The organism is Streptomyces sp. NPDC111802 (assembly GCF_055634335.1).
The window spans coordinates 117924-136079 of sequence record NZ_JBVKCZ010000017.1 but is presented as its reverse complement, the minus strand read 5'-3'; the positions used below and the strand labels follow the sequence as shown (position 1 = coordinate 136079).

General features: G+C 73.4%; 4 protein-coding genes. All 4 read left to right on the top strand.

Annotated elements, in window-relative coordinates; genetic code table 11:
• Positions 1-99 precede the first annotated feature (99 nt).
• The 4 genes from ACZ7NC_RS20620 to ACZ7NC_RS20605 all read left to right on the top strand — a co-directional run bounded on the left by ACZ7NC_RS20620 (position 100) and on the right by ACZ7NC_RS20605 (position 18143).
• Entirely contained in the window at positions 100-13731 is a 13632-nt protein-coding gene (locus tag ACZ7NC_RS20620) for an SDR family NAD(P)-dependent oxidoreductase (RefSeq protein WP_471490143.1), read from the top strand.
• A 61-nt stretch (positions 13732-13792) separates the two neighbouring features.
• Positions 13793-16162, top strand: a complete 2370-nt coding sequence (locus ACZ7NC_RS20615) for a thioester reductase domain-containing protein (protein ID WP_471490141.1) — start codon at positions 13793-13795, stop codon at positions 16160-16162.
• Positions 16159-17298 carry an alpha/beta hydrolase gene (locus tag ACZ7NC_RS20610; protein WP_471490140.1) on the top strand — a complete coding sequence of 380 codons (1140 nt, stop codon included), beginning with the start codon at positions 16159-16161 and terminating at the stop codon, positions 17296-17298. The genes ACZ7NC_RS20615 and ACZ7NC_RS20610 overlap by 4 nt, the downstream gene beginning before the upstream one ends.
• A 65-nt stretch (positions 17299-17363) precedes the next feature.
• Complete coding sequence (locus tag ACZ7NC_RS20605; RefSeq protein ID WP_471490138.1) at positions 17364-18143, top strand: alpha/beta fold hydrolase; 780 nt, start codon at positions 17364-17366, stop codon at positions 18141-18143.
• Positions 18144-18156: the final 13 nt, after the last annotated feature.

Below are 18156 nucleotides of genomic sequence, written 5' to 3'. Positions count from 1 at the left end.
GGCCGGACGGCCCCGAGCCCGACGGGTCGTACGGCCGCCGGCCACGGGTCGTACCGCCGCCCCGCCCTTTGCCCGAATCCACGAGGACACCTGTTCCAGATGCCTGCGCACGAGTCCACGAAGCAGTCCCCCGAGCCGTCCCTCACCACCCCGGAGGGCGTGCGGGCCTGGCTGGAGTCGGCCGTCGCCGAGGCGGCCGGGCTCGACCCGCTGACCGTCGACCCGGACCGGCCGATCGCCGAATTCGGTGTTGGATCACGGCAGTTGGTGACCCTGGCCGCCGAGCTGTCCGCGTCGACCGGCCGGAGCCTGGACCCGTCCCTGGTCTTCAACCACCCCACGATCGCGGCGCTGGCCGAGGCGGTGTTCGCCGAGCCTCCCGCGCCCGCATCGCCCGAGGTCCCTTCGCCGGGCGGCTCTCCGGTGCGGGCCGAGGACGACATCGCGATCATCTCCATGGCCTGCCGATTCCCCGGCGGCGTCGACAGCCCGGAGGCACTGTGGCGGCTGCTCGCCCAGGGCGAGGACGCCATCACCGAGGTGCCGGCGGGCCGCTGGGACACCCAGGGGCTGCACGACCCCGATCCGGAGGCCACCGGCAAGGCGTACTCCCTGCACGGCGGCTATCTCTCCGCGATCGACCGTTTCGACGCGGCCTTCTTCGGGATCTCGCCGCGCGAGGCCGCCGCCATGGACCCCCAGCAACGGCTGCTGCTGCAGACCGGCTGGGAGGCGATAGAACGTGCCGGGATCGTCCCGGAGACGCTGAACGGCAGCTCCACGGGCGTCTACATCGGCCTCTACGACAGCGGCTACCTGGCCTCGGCCGCGCTGGACCAGCTCGACGGGCACGTCGGCACGGGCTCGGCGTCCAGTGTGGCGTCGGGCCGTATCGCCTACACCCTCGGCCTTCAGGGCCCGGCGGTCACGGTCGACACCGCGTGCTCGTCCTCCCTGGTCGCGCTGCATCTGGCGGCGCGGGCGCTGGCGGCCGGTGAGTGCGACCTCGCGCTGGCGGGCGGCGCGACGCTGCTGGTGACCCCGCGTGGGCATGTGGAGTTCAGCAGGCTGCGCGGGCTGTCGCCGTCCGGGCGGTGCAGCCCCTTCTCGGCGGACGCCGACGGGGTGGTGTGGGCCGAGGGCTGCGGAGTGGTGCTGCTCAAGCGGCTCGCCGACGCGCGCCGGGACGGCGACCGGATCCTCGCGGTCGTCAAGGGTTCGGCGATCAACCAGGACGGCCGCAGCCAGGGACTGAGCGCCCCCAACGGCCCCGCCCAGGAACGCGTCCTGCGCGCCGCCCTCGACGCGGCCGGGCTCAGGCCGCACGACCTGGACCACATCGAGGCGCACGGCACCGGCACCCGGCTGGGCGACCCCATCGAGGGCCGCGCCCTGGCCGCCGTCTTCGGACCCGACCGTCCCGTCGACCGCCCCCTCGGCGTCGGCTCCCTGAAGTCCAACATCGGCCACACCCAGGCCGCCGCCGGCATCGCCGGCGTCATCAAGACCGTGCTGGCCCTCGCCCACGAACGCATACCGGCGTCCCTGCACGCCGAGACCCCCACCGAGCACATCGACTGGGAGCACAGCGGGCTGCGCGTACTGCACGAGGCACAGGCCTGGCCCGAGGACCCCGAGCGGGTACGGCGCGCAGGGGTGAGCGCCTTCGGGATCAGCGGCACCAACGCCCACGTGGTGCTGGAGCAGGCTCCGCCGTCGGCCCCCGCCACGCCCGAGGACCAGCCGCAGCCGCCCGGCGACCTCCCCGGCCCGACCCTCTTCCCGCTCTCCGCCCGCACCCTCCCCGCACTTCGCGGCCAGGCCGGTCGCCTGCTCCAAACCCTGGAACAGCGACCCAAGGTGCCGCTCCCCGAAGTGGCGGCGACGCTCACCCATCACCGCACCCACTTCGAGCACCGAGCCGTCGTCCAGGCCGGCGACCGCGACGAACTGCTCACCGCCCTGCGCGCACTCGCCGAGGACCGGCCGGACACCGACCTGACGATCGGCCCGCAACAGACCCGCCCCGCGGGCAAGGTGGCGTTCGTCTTCCCCGGCCAGGGATCCCAGTGGCCCGGCATGGCACGCGATCTGCTCGACCGCGACCCGGTGTTCGCCGATGAACTCGACCGCTGCGACGCCGCCCTGCGCCCCTTCACCGACTGGTCGGTGACCTCCGTCCTGCGCGGCGACGCGGGCGCTCCGAGCCTGGACCGTGTCGATGTCGTCCAGCCGGTGCTCTTCGCCGTGATGGTGTCGCTGGCCGCGACGTGGCGCGCTCGTGGCGTACGGCCGGACGCGGTCGTCGGACACAGCCAGGGCGAGGTCGCCGCGGCATGCGTCGCCGGGGCGCTCAGCCTCAACGACGCGGCGGCGGTGGTGGCCCTGCGCAGCCAGGCCCTGACCGAGCTGTCCGGCACCGGCACCATGGCCGTCGTGGCCCTGCCGCACACCGACGTCGAGGCACAACTCGCCCACCACGGCGGCGAGATCGGCGTCGCCGCCGTCAACAGCGGCCGCTCGACCGTGATCGCCGGTGCCGTGGACGCGGTGGAGGCCCTGCTCGCCGAACTCGAACGGCAACAGGTCTTCGTCCGCCGCCTCGACGTCGACTACGCCTCCCACAGCGCCCAGGTCGAGCCGGTCCGCGCCACGATCCTCGACGAACTCGACGGAGTCACCACCTACCCCACCTCCGTCGCCTGGTACTCCACGGTCACGACCGAACCGGTCACCGAGGAACTCGAAGCCGACTACTGGTTCACCAACCTGCGCGAGCCCGTCCGCTTCGCGCCCACCGTCGAACGCATGGCCGCCGACGGCTACCGCCACTTCGTCGAACTCGCCCCCCACCCGTCGCTGCTGACCGCCCTGCGCACCATCGACGAGGACCTGGTCGCGGTCGGATCCCTGCGCCGCGAAGAGGACGGCTCCGCCTGTCTGGACCGCGCCGCCGCCGAACTCCACGTCCACGGCCGGCGCATCGACTGGCGCCGCCTGGTCCCGCACACGGCACCGGCGGACCTGCCGACGTACGCCTGGGACGAACAGCGCCACTGGATCGAGCCCGCCGCCTCCGCCACCACCCCCGGTATCTTCGACCGCGCCGCGCACCCGCTGCTCGGGATCCAGCTCCAGTCGGCCGACGAGACCCGCTGGACCTTCCGCGGCGAGTGGTCCCCGGCCACCGCCGACTGGCTGCCCGACCACACCGTCTTCGGCCGGACCGTCGTCTCGGGCACCACCCTGATGGAGCTGTGCCGCGCCGCTCTCGCCGTGGCCCGCCCCGACACCCCCGCCGACCTCGCCGACCTGCTCCTCCTGGCCCCCCTCACCCTGCCCGCCACCGGCACGGTCGAGGTGTCCGTGGAGGTGCTCACGGCCGGGGCCGCATCGGAGATCACGGTCCACAGCCGCCCGCGCGGTCAGGAGTCCACGGACTGGACCCTGCACGCCACCGCGTCCGCCGCCGACCCCACCGCCCTGCCGGCCGACGAGCCACCCATGTGGCCCGAGACAGCCGAACAGGCCTGGTCGGAGGACACCTACCAGCGCCTGGCCGAGCTCGGTCTCGGCTACGGTCCCGCATTCCAGGGCGTACGACAGGCCGCCGCGACCGGCGACGGGACCCTGCTGGCCCGACTCTCGCTGCCGGCCGGGGCCCGCGACACGGCCGACCCCTACCCGGTGCACCCCGCACTCCTGGACGCCGCCCTCCACGTGGCCGCCGCCCTCGACATTTCGGATCAGCGCGTACTGCTGCCTGTCGCGGTGGCCCGCTGCGTCCTGCCGCCCGGCGGGGCGACGGACCTGACCGCGTCCGTACGCCGGACGGGCACCTCCGACACCGACCTCACGCTGGATGTCACCCTGTGGGACGCCGACGGCTTCCCGGCGGGCCGTCTGCAGGGCGTACGCCTGCGGGCCGTGAACCCGGCCGACCTGAGCGTCGGGTCGCAGAACGGGCGCCACCTGTACGAAGTGGCGTGGACGGCCGTGCCGGGGACGCCCGCCGAGACCGGCGATGCGCCGAGTGCCCAGGCAACCGACGACCGCGCCGACACCGTCGTACGGCTCTGGCCCCGGACGACGCCCGACACCGAACTGGCTCCCGCGGTCCATGAGTTGGCGGCCACGGCGCTCGCCGAGTTGCAGGCGCTGATCGCGCTCCCGCCGGACGAGGCACCCGCGCGCACCATCTGGGTGACCCGTGGAGCAGTCGCAGCAGCCAGCGGGGACACGGTTCCCGGACTCGCGCAGTCGGTGCTGTGGGGCCTGGTCCGCAGCGCCCGTGCCGAACACCCCGGCCTCGGGCTGACCCTGCTCGACCTCGACGGAGACCAAGCGCCGCCGCCGACCGTCGCGGCGTATGCCGACGAGCCCGAACTCGCCCTGCGCGGCGACCAGTTGCTGGCCCCGCGCCTCGTGCGGGCCCGCCCCGCCCCGCCCGAGCGACCCGTGCAGATCCCCACCGACGGGACTGTGCTGATCACCGGCGGACTCGGCGCAGTGGGCCGCCACCTCGCCCGCATGCTCGCCGAGAACGGCGTCCCGCGCCTGCTGTTGACGTCCCGCCAAGGAGCCGACGACCCACGCGCGACCGACGCCACCGCCGAACTCACCGCACTCGGCGCCGAGGCCGAAGTCGTCGCGTGCGATGTCGCCGACGCGGCGGCCGTGGCGGCAGTACTGGACCGCTTCGGCGACGACTCTCCCCTGCGCGGCGTCGTGCACTGCGCCGGAGTTCTCGCCGACGGCGTGGTCGCGGAGCTGAGCGCCGAGCGCCTCGACGAGGTGCTGCGCCCCAAGGTCGACGGGGCCGCACACCTGCACCGGCTCACCGCCGAGCACCCCCTCGACCTCTTCCTGCTGGTCTCCTCCGCCGCGGGAGTCGTCGGCAACGCGGGCCAGGCCAACTACGCCGCCGCCAACGCCTTCCTCGACCAACTCGCCCACCATCGACGTGCCCTGGGCCTGCCCGGCGTCTCCGTGTCCTTCGGCGCCTGGGCGGGGGAGGGGCTCGCCGCCGAGCACGCCGACCTGGAGCGGATGGCTCGCCTCGGCCACCGTGCCCTCACCGCCGAGCAGGGCCGGGAACTGACCGAGCTGTCCCTGGGACGCGGTGCCCCGCACCTGGTCGCCTGGGCGCTGGACCTGCCCCGGCTGAGGACCGCCGCACCGACGGACGCCCTGTGGCGCACCCTGCTGCCCGCACCCCAGCCCGACCAGACCGGCCGCCGCACCCTCGCCGACCGACTGGCCCGGCTGCCGGAGCCCGAACGCGCCGCACGTGTCCTCGCCCTGGTCCGCGAGGAGGCCGCGCACGCGCTCGGGCTGCGCTCGGCGGAGTCCGTCCGCACCGACCAGCCGCTGCGCGAACTCGGCATGGACTCGGTGGCGGCGGTCGACCTGCGCAACCGCATCAGCGCCCGCATCGGCACCAGGCTCCCCGCCACACTGCTCTTCGACCACCCCACACCGACCCGCCTCGCCGAGTACCTGCTCACCAACGCCCTGGCGACAACGGCGCGTACGAGCCACAAGGCCGCGCCCGCACCCGCGCCCTCCTCGGACGAGCCGGTGGCTCTCGTCGCCATGGCCTGCCGGCTGCCCGGCGGAGTCGGCGACCCCGAGGGCCTGTGGCGCCTCGTCGCGGAGGGCCGGGACGCGGTCGGCCCGTTCCCGGCGGGGCGGTGGGACGTCGAGTCGCTGTACGACCCCGACCCGGACGCGCTCGGCAAGTCCTACGCCCGTGAGGGTGGCTTCCTCGACGACATCGAGTCCTTCGACGCGGGCTTCTTCGGGATCACCCCGAAGGAGGCGGCGGCCATGGACCCACAGCAGCGACTGCTGCTGGAGACGGCCTGGGAGTCGCTGGAGCGCGCCGGAATCGTCCCCGCCGACCTGGCGGGCAGCACGACCGGCGTCTACGTCGGCATGTTCGGCAGCGACTACCTGTCGGGCACCCGGCTCGACCAACTCGACGGCTACGTCGGCACCGGTTCCGCCCTGAGCGTGGCCTCGGGTCGGCTCGCTTACACGCTGGGGCTGAACGGGCCCGCGATGACCGTGGACACCGCCTGCTCGTCGTCGCTGGTGGCCGTGCATCTGGCGGCGCAGGCGCTGCGCGCGGGCGAGTGCGATCTGGCGCTGGCCGGCGGTGTCACGCTGATGGTCACGCCGCAGACCTTCGTCGAGTTCAGCCGGCTGCGGGGGCTGTCCCCGACAGGTCGTTGCCGCTCCTTCTCCGACGCCGCCGACGGCGCCATCTGGGCCGAGGGCGCCGGGATGGTCGTACTGAAGCGACTGAGCGACGCCCGGCGCGACGGCGACCGGGTCCTGGCCGTACTGCGCGGTACCGCCGTCAACCAGGACGGCCGCAGCCAGGGGCTGTCCGCGCCGAACGGCCCCGCGCAGGAACAGGTGATCCGCCGCGCGCTCGCGCGGTCCGGGCTGCGGCCCGAGGACATCGACTACATCGAGGCACACGGCACGGGCACGACGCTGGGCGACCCGATCGAGGCGAACGCCCTCGCGGAGGTCTTCGGCGCCTCACGTGCCGAGGGACCGCCGCTGTACCTCGGCTCACTGAAGTCCAACGTCGGGCACACACAGGCCGCTTCGGGTGTGGTCGGCCTGATCAAGGTCGTGCAGTCGCTGCGCCACGCGACCCTGCCGCGCACCCTGCACGCCGACACGCCCAGCCGGCATGTCGACTGGGCGGACAGCGGGCTGCGGCTGCTGCGGGAGGAGGCCGACTGGCCCGCGTCGGCGGGGCGGGTGCGGCGTGCGGGCGTGAGCGCGTTCGGGATCAGCGGCACCAACGCCCATGTGATCGTGGAGGAGGCCGAGCCCCTGCTGTCCGAGCCCGCGGATGAACCCCCCGCGGGCAAGAGCCTGTTCGTCCTGTCCGGGCGCGGCGAGACGGGCCTGCGCGGACAGGCCGCCGCGCTGGCACGTCACCTCGCCGAAGACTCCGCCGCGCTGCCGGACATCGCCCACACACTGGCCCGCCACCGCAGCCACTTCGAGCGGCGCACGGCGGTCGTGTCCGGGGACCGGGACGAACTGCGTTCCGTGCTGGGTGAGTTGGCGGCCGGACGTATCCTGCTGCCCCCGCTCCGGGAGGAGCAGACGGGCAAGGTCGCCTTCGTCCACGCCGGTCATGGCGGTCAGTGGCCCGGCATGGGGCTGGATCTGATGGAGGAGTCGGAGGCGTTCCGCGCGGAGCTCACACGGATCGACGAGGCCGTGCAACGGCACGTCGGCTGGTCGGTGCTCAACGCGCTGCGGGCGCCGGAGGAGTTCTCCCCGCTGGAGCGGACCGAGTACCTGCAGCCGACGTTGTTCGCGGTGAACGCGGCACTGACGGCCGCCTGGCGCTCGCTGGGCGTCACCCCGGACGCCATGACCGGGCACAGCCTGGGCGAGATCGCCGCCGCCTACAGCGCGGGCGCGCTCAGCCTGGACGACGCCGTGCGGGTGGTGACCGGGCGCGCCCAGGCGGTCGTACCGGTCGCGGGCAAGGGCGGCATGCTCTCCCTCGACCTGCCGCGCCCCCGGGTCGAGGAACTGCTCGCCCCCTACGCCGGCCGCCTGTTCGTCGCCGCCGTCAACAGCCCGCACTCCACCGCGGTCTCCGGCGAAGGTGACGCGCTGGCCGAGCTGCGCCGCGGCCTCGACGAGCAGGGGATCGAGGCCCGGTCGCTGTCGACGCCGTTCGCCTCGCACACCCCGCTGATGGCCCCGCTGCGCGAAGAGCTCCTCGACCGCTTCTCCGGCATCCAGGGGATCCGCACCGGGACCCCGCTGTACTCGACGGTGCTGGCGGAGCCCGTGTCCGGGGACCGTCTGGACCCTGGGTACTGGTACGCCAACCTCAGCGAGCCGGTCCGCTTCGCGGACACGATCACCCGCATGCTGGACGACGGCTACCGCTACTTCGTCGAGCTCAGCCCGCACCCCTCCCTCGGCTCGTCCATCGAGGCGGTGGCCGCCGAGGCCGGAATCGACGCGGTCAGCATCGGCTCGCTGCGCCGCCGGCACGGTGGTCGGGACGTACTGCTCGGCAGGCTGGGGGAGTTGTACACGGCCGGCCACACGCCCGACTGGACGCCGCTCCTCCCGGCGGGCCGCCGTGTCGACCTGCCGACCTACGCCTTCGCCCGCGAACGCCACTGGCTCACCCCCGCACCTGCCACCGCGACCGGCGCCTCACCGCTGCTGGCCACGCATGTGGAGGCCAGCGACGAAGCCGACCGGCACATCTTCCAGAGCGAAGTCGACCTGCGCGACAGCCGCTTCGCCTATCTGACCGACCACCGCGTCACCGGCGAGGTATGGCTCCCCGGCGCCGCCTTCCTCGACATGGCGCTGGAGGCCGCGTACGCCGTCGAGGCCGCCGCCGACGTACGACTCGCCGATGTGCGGTTCCTCCAGCCGCTGCGCCTCGACGAGTCCCGGCCGACCCGGCTGCAACTGGTCCTGCACGCCGCCGCCGACGGCTTCCGGGACTTCGCCATCTCCTCGGCTCCCACCGCACGTGGACCGCGCGCGAGCTGGGAACGCCACGTCGCCGGCCGTATCGCCGTCACCCCGGCCGGACCCACGGCCGACCCGGGCGAGCCGCTCGCCGCGCTGCGGGAACGCTGCACCGAGCCGGTCGACCTGTCGGCCGTCTACGGCGGTCTCGCGGCCCTCGGCATCGAATACGGCCCCGCCTTCCGGGGCCTGGAGTCGGGCCACCGCACCCAGTCGGCTGGGCTGGCCCGGCTGTCCGACACGCCCGCCGCCGGTCATCTCCTCCACCCGGCGGTCCTCGACGCCGCCTTCCACACCGCCGCGCTGCCCGGCGACGCCCCGCACGGCAGGGCGTTCGTGCCCGCCGGGGTACGGCGCCTGCGCCACACCGGGCTGCGCACCACCCCCGCGTGGGTCACATGTGAGCTGCGGTCCGTGTCCGGCGACATCGCCACCCTGGACCTTCACCTGTACGACGAAGACGACCAACTGATCCTGGAAGCACAGGAGTTCGAGCTGGCAGCGCTCTCTCCCCTGGACGGAGCGCTCTTCGAGACCCGCTGGCAGCCCCGTCCGGTCGCCGACGAGCCGCCCGCGCAGGGCAGTTGGCTGATCCTGGCCGACGAGTCGGGGATGGCGGCCGAACTCGTCGCGCGGCTGGGCGACTCGACGCCGTATGTGATCGCCCGCAGGGGCGAGTCGTTCGGCGTCGAGGGCCCGGGCCGCTACGTCCTCGACCCGGCCGACCCACGGCATCTCGCCCGCCTGCTCGACGACGCCTTCGCGAGCGAAGGTCCAGGACAAGTCGTCCAGCTGTCCGCTCTCGACGCTCCCGCGATCGAGGACGCCCACACGGCCGAGCAGGCCGCCCGGCTGTGCTGTCTGAGCACCCTGCATCTGGTGCGCACACTCGCCGACCGGACCCAAGGCTCGGCGCCGCGTCTCTTCGTCGTCGCCCGGGGCAGCCAAGCGGCCGGTGACAGCGAGCAGGTGACGCACCCTCAGCAGGCGCTCGCCTGGGGCTTCGGCCTCACCGTGGCGCAGGAGTACCCGGAGCTGCGGACCACCCTCGTCGACCTCCCGCCGACAGACGGCGCCGACGCTCTGTGGGCCCAGCTGCGGCACGCCGACGACGAACGGCTCGTCGCGCTGCGCGGCGCCGGACGACTCGTACCCCGGCTCACCCGCACCCGCCCCGACGACGGCGGCCACGGCACGATCACCCCGGAGGGCGTGTACGTGATCACCGGTGGTCTGGGTGGCCTCGGGCGTGTCGTCGCCGAGCGGCTCGTCAGCCGTGGCGCCCGCCGGCTGGCCCTGATGAGCCGCGGCGAGCCCACCGAGGACGCCCTCGGCTGGATCCGGCGGCTGGAAGAGCGGGGCGTGACCGTGCACCTGGCCCGCGCGGACGTCGCCGACCGCACCGGCCTGACGGCCGCCCTGGACGCCGTACGCCACGCACTCGGCCCGATCACCGGGGTCGTGCACGCGGCCGGTGTCCTGGACGACGCCGCGATCGCCAACCTGACCGACGAGCGCGTCCTGCGCGTTCTCGCCCCCAAGGTCCTGGGCACCGCCCTGCTCACCGAACTCACCCCGGGCACGGCGGACTTGGTGCTGTTCGCGTCGGCGGCCGGTCTGCTCGGCTCGGCCGGACAGAGCCCGTACTCAGCGGCGAACGCCTTCCTCGACGCCTGGGCGCATCACCTCTCCCGTTCGGACCGCAGGGCGCTGAGCCTGGACTGGGGTGCCTGGTCGGGCGTCGGCATGGTGGCCGAGTCCGGCACCCGCGAGACCGAGACGGCACGCTCGGGCCTGGTCGCCTTCTCCGCGCAGGACGGCGGTGAGCTCTTCGAGCGGGTGCTGACCACGGCCCGCCGCCAGCTCGCCCCGCTGGCCCTGGACTGGGAGATGCTGGCCCTCGACCCCGACGCCGCCCTCACTCGCCCGATCCTGGCCGACCTCATCACCGTCCCCACCGGGACGCCCGGCACGGACGACCTTGTCAAGAAGGTGTTCGCGGCCACCGACGAAACCGAGCGGGCCGCACGCCTCGAGGCGTACGTGCGCGCCAGGGTCGGCGAGGTCTCCGGCGGCGCGGTCCAGGTGTCCGCGACCACGGGCCTGAAGGAACTCGGCCTCGACTCCCTCATGCTCGTGCGGCTGCGCAACGCCTTCGCCCGCGAACTCGGCGTCGAACTCCCCGCCGCCACCGTCTTCTCCGCCGCCGACATCCGAGGCCTCGCCCAGGCCCTCGGCGCGGCCTTGCCCGAACGGGAGACCGCGGCGCGGGAGGAGCCGGAGCGCACGACCGAGGTTCCGGCCGTCGAACCGCATCCCGCGACCCGAGACGTCGTACGCCTCCTGCGCAGCGCCCCGCCCGGGATGCCGGACGCGGCCCACGCGGTCGGCCTGGCGGTGCGCCTCACCGCACCGACCACCCGCGAGGCGCTCACCGGCATCCTCGCCCGCCTCACCGCACGGCACGCGGCCCTGCGCACCGCCGTCGTCACCGCCACCGAGGGCGGACGGCAGCTGCGGGTGGACCGCGAGCTTCCGGCACCGCTCCTGCGGTGGACGGTCGTGCCGGAGGGCACCGCCCTCGACGCTGCCGACCGGCTGCGCGCACTCCTGGAGCCACCGTTCGACCTCGCGTTCGCCCCCCTGTGGCGATTCGAGCTGCTCGACGGCGGCGAGCGCGGCCAGATCCTGGTGTACGGCGCCCACCACGCCGTCAGCGATCTCCAGTCGCTGCTGCTCGTAGCGGGCGAGATCGACGCGGAGCTGTCCGGGGCCACGCTCGGCGACAGCGTCACCAACCGCGACATCCACCTGCTGATCCAGGCTCAGCGGACCGAGGCGCAGGCGAACGGCCGGGCCGACGCCCCCGATTGGCGCGCCGCGTTCCAGGGCGCCGCCCGCCTCGACCTGACCCTGAGCCGGCCGCGCCCGGGGACCCGCTCGTACCGCGCCGGAAGCGTCACCGTGCAGATCCCCGACGGGCTGATGGAGCGGATCTCGGCCGCCGCGAGCCGACTGGCCGTGACGCCCGCCGCCTTCTGCCTCGGCACGCTGACCGTCCTCCTGGCCAGGAAGCGCGAGCGTGAACGTTTCGTCCTCGCCGTGCCGGTGGACACCCGCATCCACGCCGACGCCTACGACGCGGTGGGCTTCTTCGGCGTGCCGGTGCCCTTCCCCGCCGAGGCGAACCCGGGGGAGCGGATCGAGGAGGTGCTGCGCCGCACCGACGGGCGCCTGGAGCGGGTCCTCACCAAGGGCGCCATGTTCTCCGACGTGCTGCCGGTGCTGGCCCAGCAGGGGCTGTACCGGGCGAACGCGCCGCTGGTGGAGGTGTACTTCAACTACGTGCGCGCAGCCGGGCAATTGACCGGCCTTGAGGTGCTGCCGGCGGGGACCGGCTACTCGGACCTCGACCTGATGATCACGATGACGCCGGACGCCGGGCGGGTCCGGCTCGACCACAACCTCGACATCCTGGACGCGGCCACGGTCACCGAACTGGGGGAGGACCTGCTGCGGCTGCTCGCGGAGACGGCCGACGATCCGGCGGGACCCGTGCGGGCGACGGAGGCGGTCCCCGAGCAGGCCGAAGCCGAGCCGCCCCGCACGCTCGCCCTCGCCGCCACGTTCGCCCTCGGCAACCTCCCGCTGATGTGCGAGACGGCGGTCGACGAGACAGTGCGCGACGGCAGCGCGACGACCGTCGTGGAAGCCCCGTACCACCATGTGCTGGCCGGCCTGCGCGACCCGTCCGGTGTGTTCGCCGACCCGGCCACGACAGCGGGCGTCGTCCTGCTGCGGGCGACCGACCTGCAACGCTTCGGCCCCGTCGACGACACGCTCCTGGCCGAACTGCGCACCGCCTACCCGGCCGCCCTGCGCGCGGTCGCCGAGCGCACCCGCAAGCCGCTGATCGTCGGCATCCTGCCCACCGCACAGCACGAGGACCGCCTCCGCAGGTGGGAGCGGCAGCTCGCCGCCGAACTGGCCGAGGTGCCCGGCATCGCCGTCCTCGGCCCCGACGACTGGACCCGTCACCACCCCGTCGAAGAACCCTTCGACGAACGCACCGAACGCCTGGCCCACCTGCCGTTCAGCCCGCAGTTCCAGGCGGCCGTGGCCCTGCGCCTCACCGAGGCCGTCCGGGCGGTACTGCGCCCGGCGCCGAAGGTGATCGCGGTCGACGGCGACGAGACCCTGTGGGGCGGCGTGGCCGGCGAGATCGGCCCCGAGGCCGTGGACCTGACCGGCCCGCGAGCCCTGCTGGCGCGCCGGTTGCTGCGATGGCGCTCGGCGGGCGCGCTGCTGGTGCTGGTCAGCAACAACGACGAGGACACCGTCCGCGCCGTACTGGACCGCCCGGACAGCCTGTTGAAGGCGGAGCACTTCAGCGTGCTCTCCGCGGAGTGGGGCCCGAAGCCGGCCCGGCTGGCCGAGGCCGCGCGCACACTCAACCTCGGGCTCGACAGCTTCCTGTTCCTCGACGACAACCCGGCCGAGATCGCGAAGGCACGCGCCGCGCTGCCGCAGGTGCTGTCGGTGACCTGCCCACCGGCGGCCGAACTGCAGGAGTTCCTGGGGAGGTTGTGGCCGCTGGTCCCCGCGGCGGCGACGGCCGAGGACGCGCTGCGCGCGCGGTTCTACGAGCAGGAGCGGGAGCGGGACGCCGTCCGGGAACAGGCGAGTTTCGAGGAGTTCCTGGAGCAGCTGGAGCTGGTGGTCGACGTGCGGGCCCTGTCCGATGCCGATGTGCAACGGGCGGAGCAACTCGTACGCCGCACCAACCAGTTCACCCTCCACGCCCGCTCCGCCGACGGCGGCGACGTCACCCGGTGGCGCGAGAGGGGCGAGGTGTGGACGGCAACGGCCCGTGACCGCTTCGGTGACTACGGCCAGATCGGCCTGGTCGCCCTGCGCCACGAGGGCGACCAACTCGACGTCCTGGCCTGGCTGATGAGCTGCCGCGCACTCGGCCGGGGCGTCGAGGAACGCCTGCTGCGGTGGCTCGCCGACCGCGCCGAGGAACTGCACTGCGCCAAGGTCCGCCTGACGGCGGAACGCACCGCGCGCAACACCCCCGCCCGCCGTCTGGTGGCGGCGCTGGGCGGCGGCGACCAGAACGATCAACGTCTGGAGATCGTCGTCACGCCGGAGCACCTGAGGGCGTTCCGCTCCTGGCGGCGCCCATGACGGGACGGCCATGTGCGGACGGCAACGATGAAAGGGCAGGGCAACACCGTGAAGGGCTCTCATGCGTGAGGTGAACGAGAACATGTCGGCAGTCACCGGCCGGCGGGCGACCGAGGAGGCGATCGAGCGAGGCGGCGGCGGTCTGACGGTGTCCGAGCTGCTGGCCAAGGTCCAGGGGACGGTCGAGCCGCCCGTGCGGCCGGATGCCGGGGCTCATCCGACGCCCCACCGAACGGCTCCGAGCACGGTCCAGCCGGTCCGACCGCGTGATCGCGACCAACTCGCCGCCGCCGTCGCGGCCGTGGCGGGCCGTTACGTCCCGGCGGGACAACTGGCGCCCGACGCCGACTTCTTCGACGCCGGAGGCACCTCCGTGAACGCGGTCGAGCTCGTCTCGGCGCTGGAGGACGAGCTGGGCCTGCCGCTCGATCTCGACGAGGTGTTCGCCGACGCCAGGCCGATCGCCCTGGCCAAGCGCCGCCTGGAGAGCACGGGAGCCGCAATCGCCGTACCGGAAACGGCAGACCCGGCGGCGCGGCAGGCGATCCAGCCTCCGCCGACGGCCGCCCCACCCCTCCTCACCGCCCCGTCGGACTCCACGGCACGCCCCGAGGACCTCACCCAGATCCTCGCCGACCTGTCCCTCGCCGACCGCCTCCCCTTCATCGCCTCGCCCGACCCTCTCCCGCCCCGCCGCGTCCTGCTGACCGGCGCCACCGGATTCCTCGGCAGCCATATGCTCCTGGACCTGCTGCGGCACAGCGACGCCCATGTCCACTGCCTGGTCCGCGCAGCCGACGAGGAGGCGGCCGCAGCCCGGCTCGGCGAGGCGCTCAAGAGCTACGGGCTGCCCTGGTCCTCGGAGGTCCGCCGCCGCATCACCGTGCTCCCCGGCGACATCCGCCACCCCCACCTGGGCCTGTCCGACGAGGTGTGGCACACCCTCGCCCACGAACTGGACAGTGTCGTCTCCGTAGCGGCCGCCGTGGACTTCCTGCGCGGCTACCAGTCACTGCGCACCAGCAACGTCCTCGGCGCCCTCACCCTCGCCGAACTCGCCGCCACCGGCCGCCCCAAGCCCCTGCACCACATCTCCTCCATCGCCGTCTTCAACGAGGTCGGCATCCCCTCCATGGGCGAGGACGACCCCCTCGCCCATATCGACCGGCTCATCGCCGGATACGACCAGACCAAGTGGGCCGCGGAAGTCGCCCTGCGCCGCGCCCGCGACCACGGCCTCGTGGTCACCGCCCTGCGGCCGGGCGGCATCGGCGGCCACACCAGGACCGGCGCCTACAACCCGCAGGACCTCAGCAGCGGCCTGATCTCGGCCTTCGGCCGCTTCCGCACCGTCCCCGCCTTCCGCTACCTCAACGCCGCCCCGGTCGACTGGGTCAGCCGCGTCGCGGTCGCCGCCATCTGCGAGCCCGACGCCTGGGGCTTCGACTACAACCTCACCGGGGAGCCCAACACCCTCGACGACGTCGTACGGGACATGGCACTCGGCGGAATGCACGTCCGGGTACAGGACTGGGACGAGTGGCGCACCGACGCCGTGGCCCGCCTGACGGCCGACCCAGTCCCCGAACTGGCCTTCCTCACCCGCGTGTTGCAGAGCCCCACCGCCCTGAAGCTGTGCGAGGCGACCCTGAAGGGCCCCGCCGCCACGGCCGACCGCACCACCGCACTGGTCGAGGCCCTCGGTCTGCCGCCCGCCGCCCGCTACGACGCCCGGGCCCAGCTGAAGACCTTCGAACGCCTCGCCGACGACGGCCTGGCCCGCCTCCCGCACAGGGACGACCAGCCCTACCTGTGGTTCACCGAAACCACCAAGGGCGGCGTCGGCCCCGTCGGAGCCACCCCCGACACCCCGTGCTCGATGTCCCTGACCCTCTCCATCGCGGGCATGCACCAGCTGGTGACGGACCGTCGTGTCGACGTCCGCGGCGAGGTCGCCTGCACGGCCCTCCACCCCGAGCCGCTCACCGTCGAGCGCGGCGACATCTGGATCCGCCCCGAGGAAGGCATCCCGCACCAGCACGGCCTACGCCATCAACTTCTGCGCTACCGACTGGTGTTGACCGACGCCGACGGCGGTCGCTGGTGGCTGGAGGGCCACAAGTACGCCCGCGCCCGCCGCGACGTCTGGCGCCAGACGCGCGCCCTCACCGTGGAACTCGGCCGCGAGGGCGAACCGGCGAGCCTCGCGGGCGAAGTCGTGGTCCCCGCGGATTCCTACGTACGCGACCAGATCGACGGCATCAAGGTCGACCCACGCCTGACCAGCCAGGAGAAGCGCGCCGCCAAGCTCACCTGGCTCGCCTGGTTCGGCCTGGAGATGGGCCGCGGACTGCTCGGCCCGTTCGCCCGCGCCGCCGCGGACCTGCTCGACCTGCGCCGTACCCAGACCCCCACGGAGCACCACCGATGATCTTCCGCACGCCCACTCCCAGGTCCACCGGGCCCGCCCTGCGCAGGGTCAGGACCACCACGGCCCTGCGCCCCCTCCATCACCGCCTCGACCCGGCGAAGGTCGAGGAGATCCCGTTCCACGCGAGCGACGGCGTGCGCCTGGGCCTCACCCGCATCGACCCCGGCGACCGGGGCCGCCCCGCCGTGCTGCTCCTGCACGGCCACACCGCCTCGGCCGACATGTTCCTGCTGCCCGAGACCCGCAACCTGGTCGACGTCCTCCTGGACGACGGCTACGAGCCCTGGCTGCTCGACTGGCGGGGCAGCTGCCGGCTGCCGTACAACGAGACGGGCCGCCGCTACACCTACGACGACGTCGCCCTCTACGACATCCCCGAGGCCGTCGCCCACATCCGCACCCGCATCGGCGACCGCCCCCTGTTCGTGGTCGCCCACTGCATCGGCTCGCTGACCCTTTCCCTGAGTATGACGGCGGGCCTGGTGCCCGGCCTCGCGGGCGTCGTGTCCCAGGGGGTCTTCCTCACCCCCAAGCTCGCCGGCCGCACCTCCCTGCGCATGTCCCTCGCCGGGGAACTGCTGAAGTCCCGTATCGACCACATCCCCGTCGACTTCCGCAAGGTCGGCCTGTGGTCGAAGTACACCCCGCTGTTCGCCCTGGCCTCCCGCAAGGCGAGCTGCCCGGATCCGACCTGCCAGATCCTTCACCACTCGGCGTGGGGGACCGGCGCCTCCCTCTTCGTCCACGAGCACCTGACCGACGCCACCCACAACCGGCTCGCCGAACTCCTCGGCCCGGCCCCCTTGTGGATCCTGCCGCACCTGCGCCGCATCGAGCTGGCCCGCACCGTCGTCCGCTGGCACGACACCGACCACCGCTACCGGGCCCTGCCGCAGAACGCCCTGGACGCGGCGGCCCGCATCGACACCCCCGTCCTGCTCCTGGCCGGCAGCGACAACGGGCTGTGGCTCGACTCCCAGCGGCTCTGCCGCGACGTCCTCGCCCACCGCCAGCCCCAACTGGACGTGACCTACACCGAGATCCCCGGCTACGGCCACCTGGACACGTTCCTCGGCAGGGGAGCGGCCCTCGACGTGTTCGGCCATATCCTCGACTTCCTGGGCGAACGCCGGTGACGGCAGCCGGGACGGACGGATACCGTACCGGTCAGTAACCGGTAACGCACCCCAGGAGGCCGCCCATGCCGCAGTTCGAAGTCGACGCCGCGAAACTGACGTACGACGACGAGGGCCCCCGTGACGGCGCGGGTGTGCCCCTGGTGTTCGTCCACGGCTGGACGGCGGACCGGCACCGCTGGGACCACCAGATGGCCCACTTCGCGAAGCAGCGGCGCGTCGTCCGGCTCGACCTGCGCGGACACGGCGAGAGCAGCGGGGCGGGAGTGCCCACGATCGACGCCCTGGCCAAGGACGTCCTCGCCCTTCTCGATCACCTGGAGATCGAGCGGTTCGTGATCATCGGGCACTCCATGGGCGGCATGATCGCCCAGACCATCGCGCTCTCCCACCCCGAGCGGGTCGAGCGCATGGTGCTGGTGAACTCCATCGGGAAGATGGCCTACAGCCGTGGCCGCGCCCTGCTGATGGCCGCCTCGACGCTCGTCCCCTTCAAGCTGTTCCTCGCCACCAACATCCAGCGCGCCTTCGCCCCCGGGTATCCGCGTGAGGAGATCCGCGAGTACATCCGCGCCTCCGCCGACACGCCCCGGGAAGTCGTCATGACGCTCTACGGAGCGATGCGCGCCTTCGACGTCCTGGACAAGGTCGGCGACATCCGGACGCCCACGCTGATCGTGCACGGCTACCACGACATCCAGCTGCCCCTGTCCCAGATGCTGCGGATGGCCAAGGCCTACCCGGACGCGGTGGTCCGCGTCGTGGACGCCGGCCACGAACTGCCGGTGGAGAAGCCCGCCGAGCTGACGACGGCGCTCGACCGGTTCCTCGCCGACCGCACGTAGACACTTCGCACCT

Coding starts and splice junctions, on each gene's coding strand:
- ACZ7NC_RS20620 (WP_471490143.1), top strand. CDS start 100: ATGCCTGCGCACGAGTCCACGAAGCAGTCCCCCGAGCCGTCCCTCACC.
- ACZ7NC_RS20615 (WP_471490141.1), top strand. CDS start 13,793: ATGCGTGAGGTGAACGAGAACATGTCGGCAGTCACCGGCCGGCGGGCG.
- ACZ7NC_RS20610 (WP_471490140.1), top strand. CDS start 16,159: ATGATCTTCCGCACGCCCACTCCCAGGTCCACCGGGCCCGCCCTGCGC.
- ACZ7NC_RS20605 (WP_471490138.1), top strand. CDS start 17,364: ATGCCGCAGTTCGAAGTCGACGCCGCGAAACTGACGTACGACGACGAG.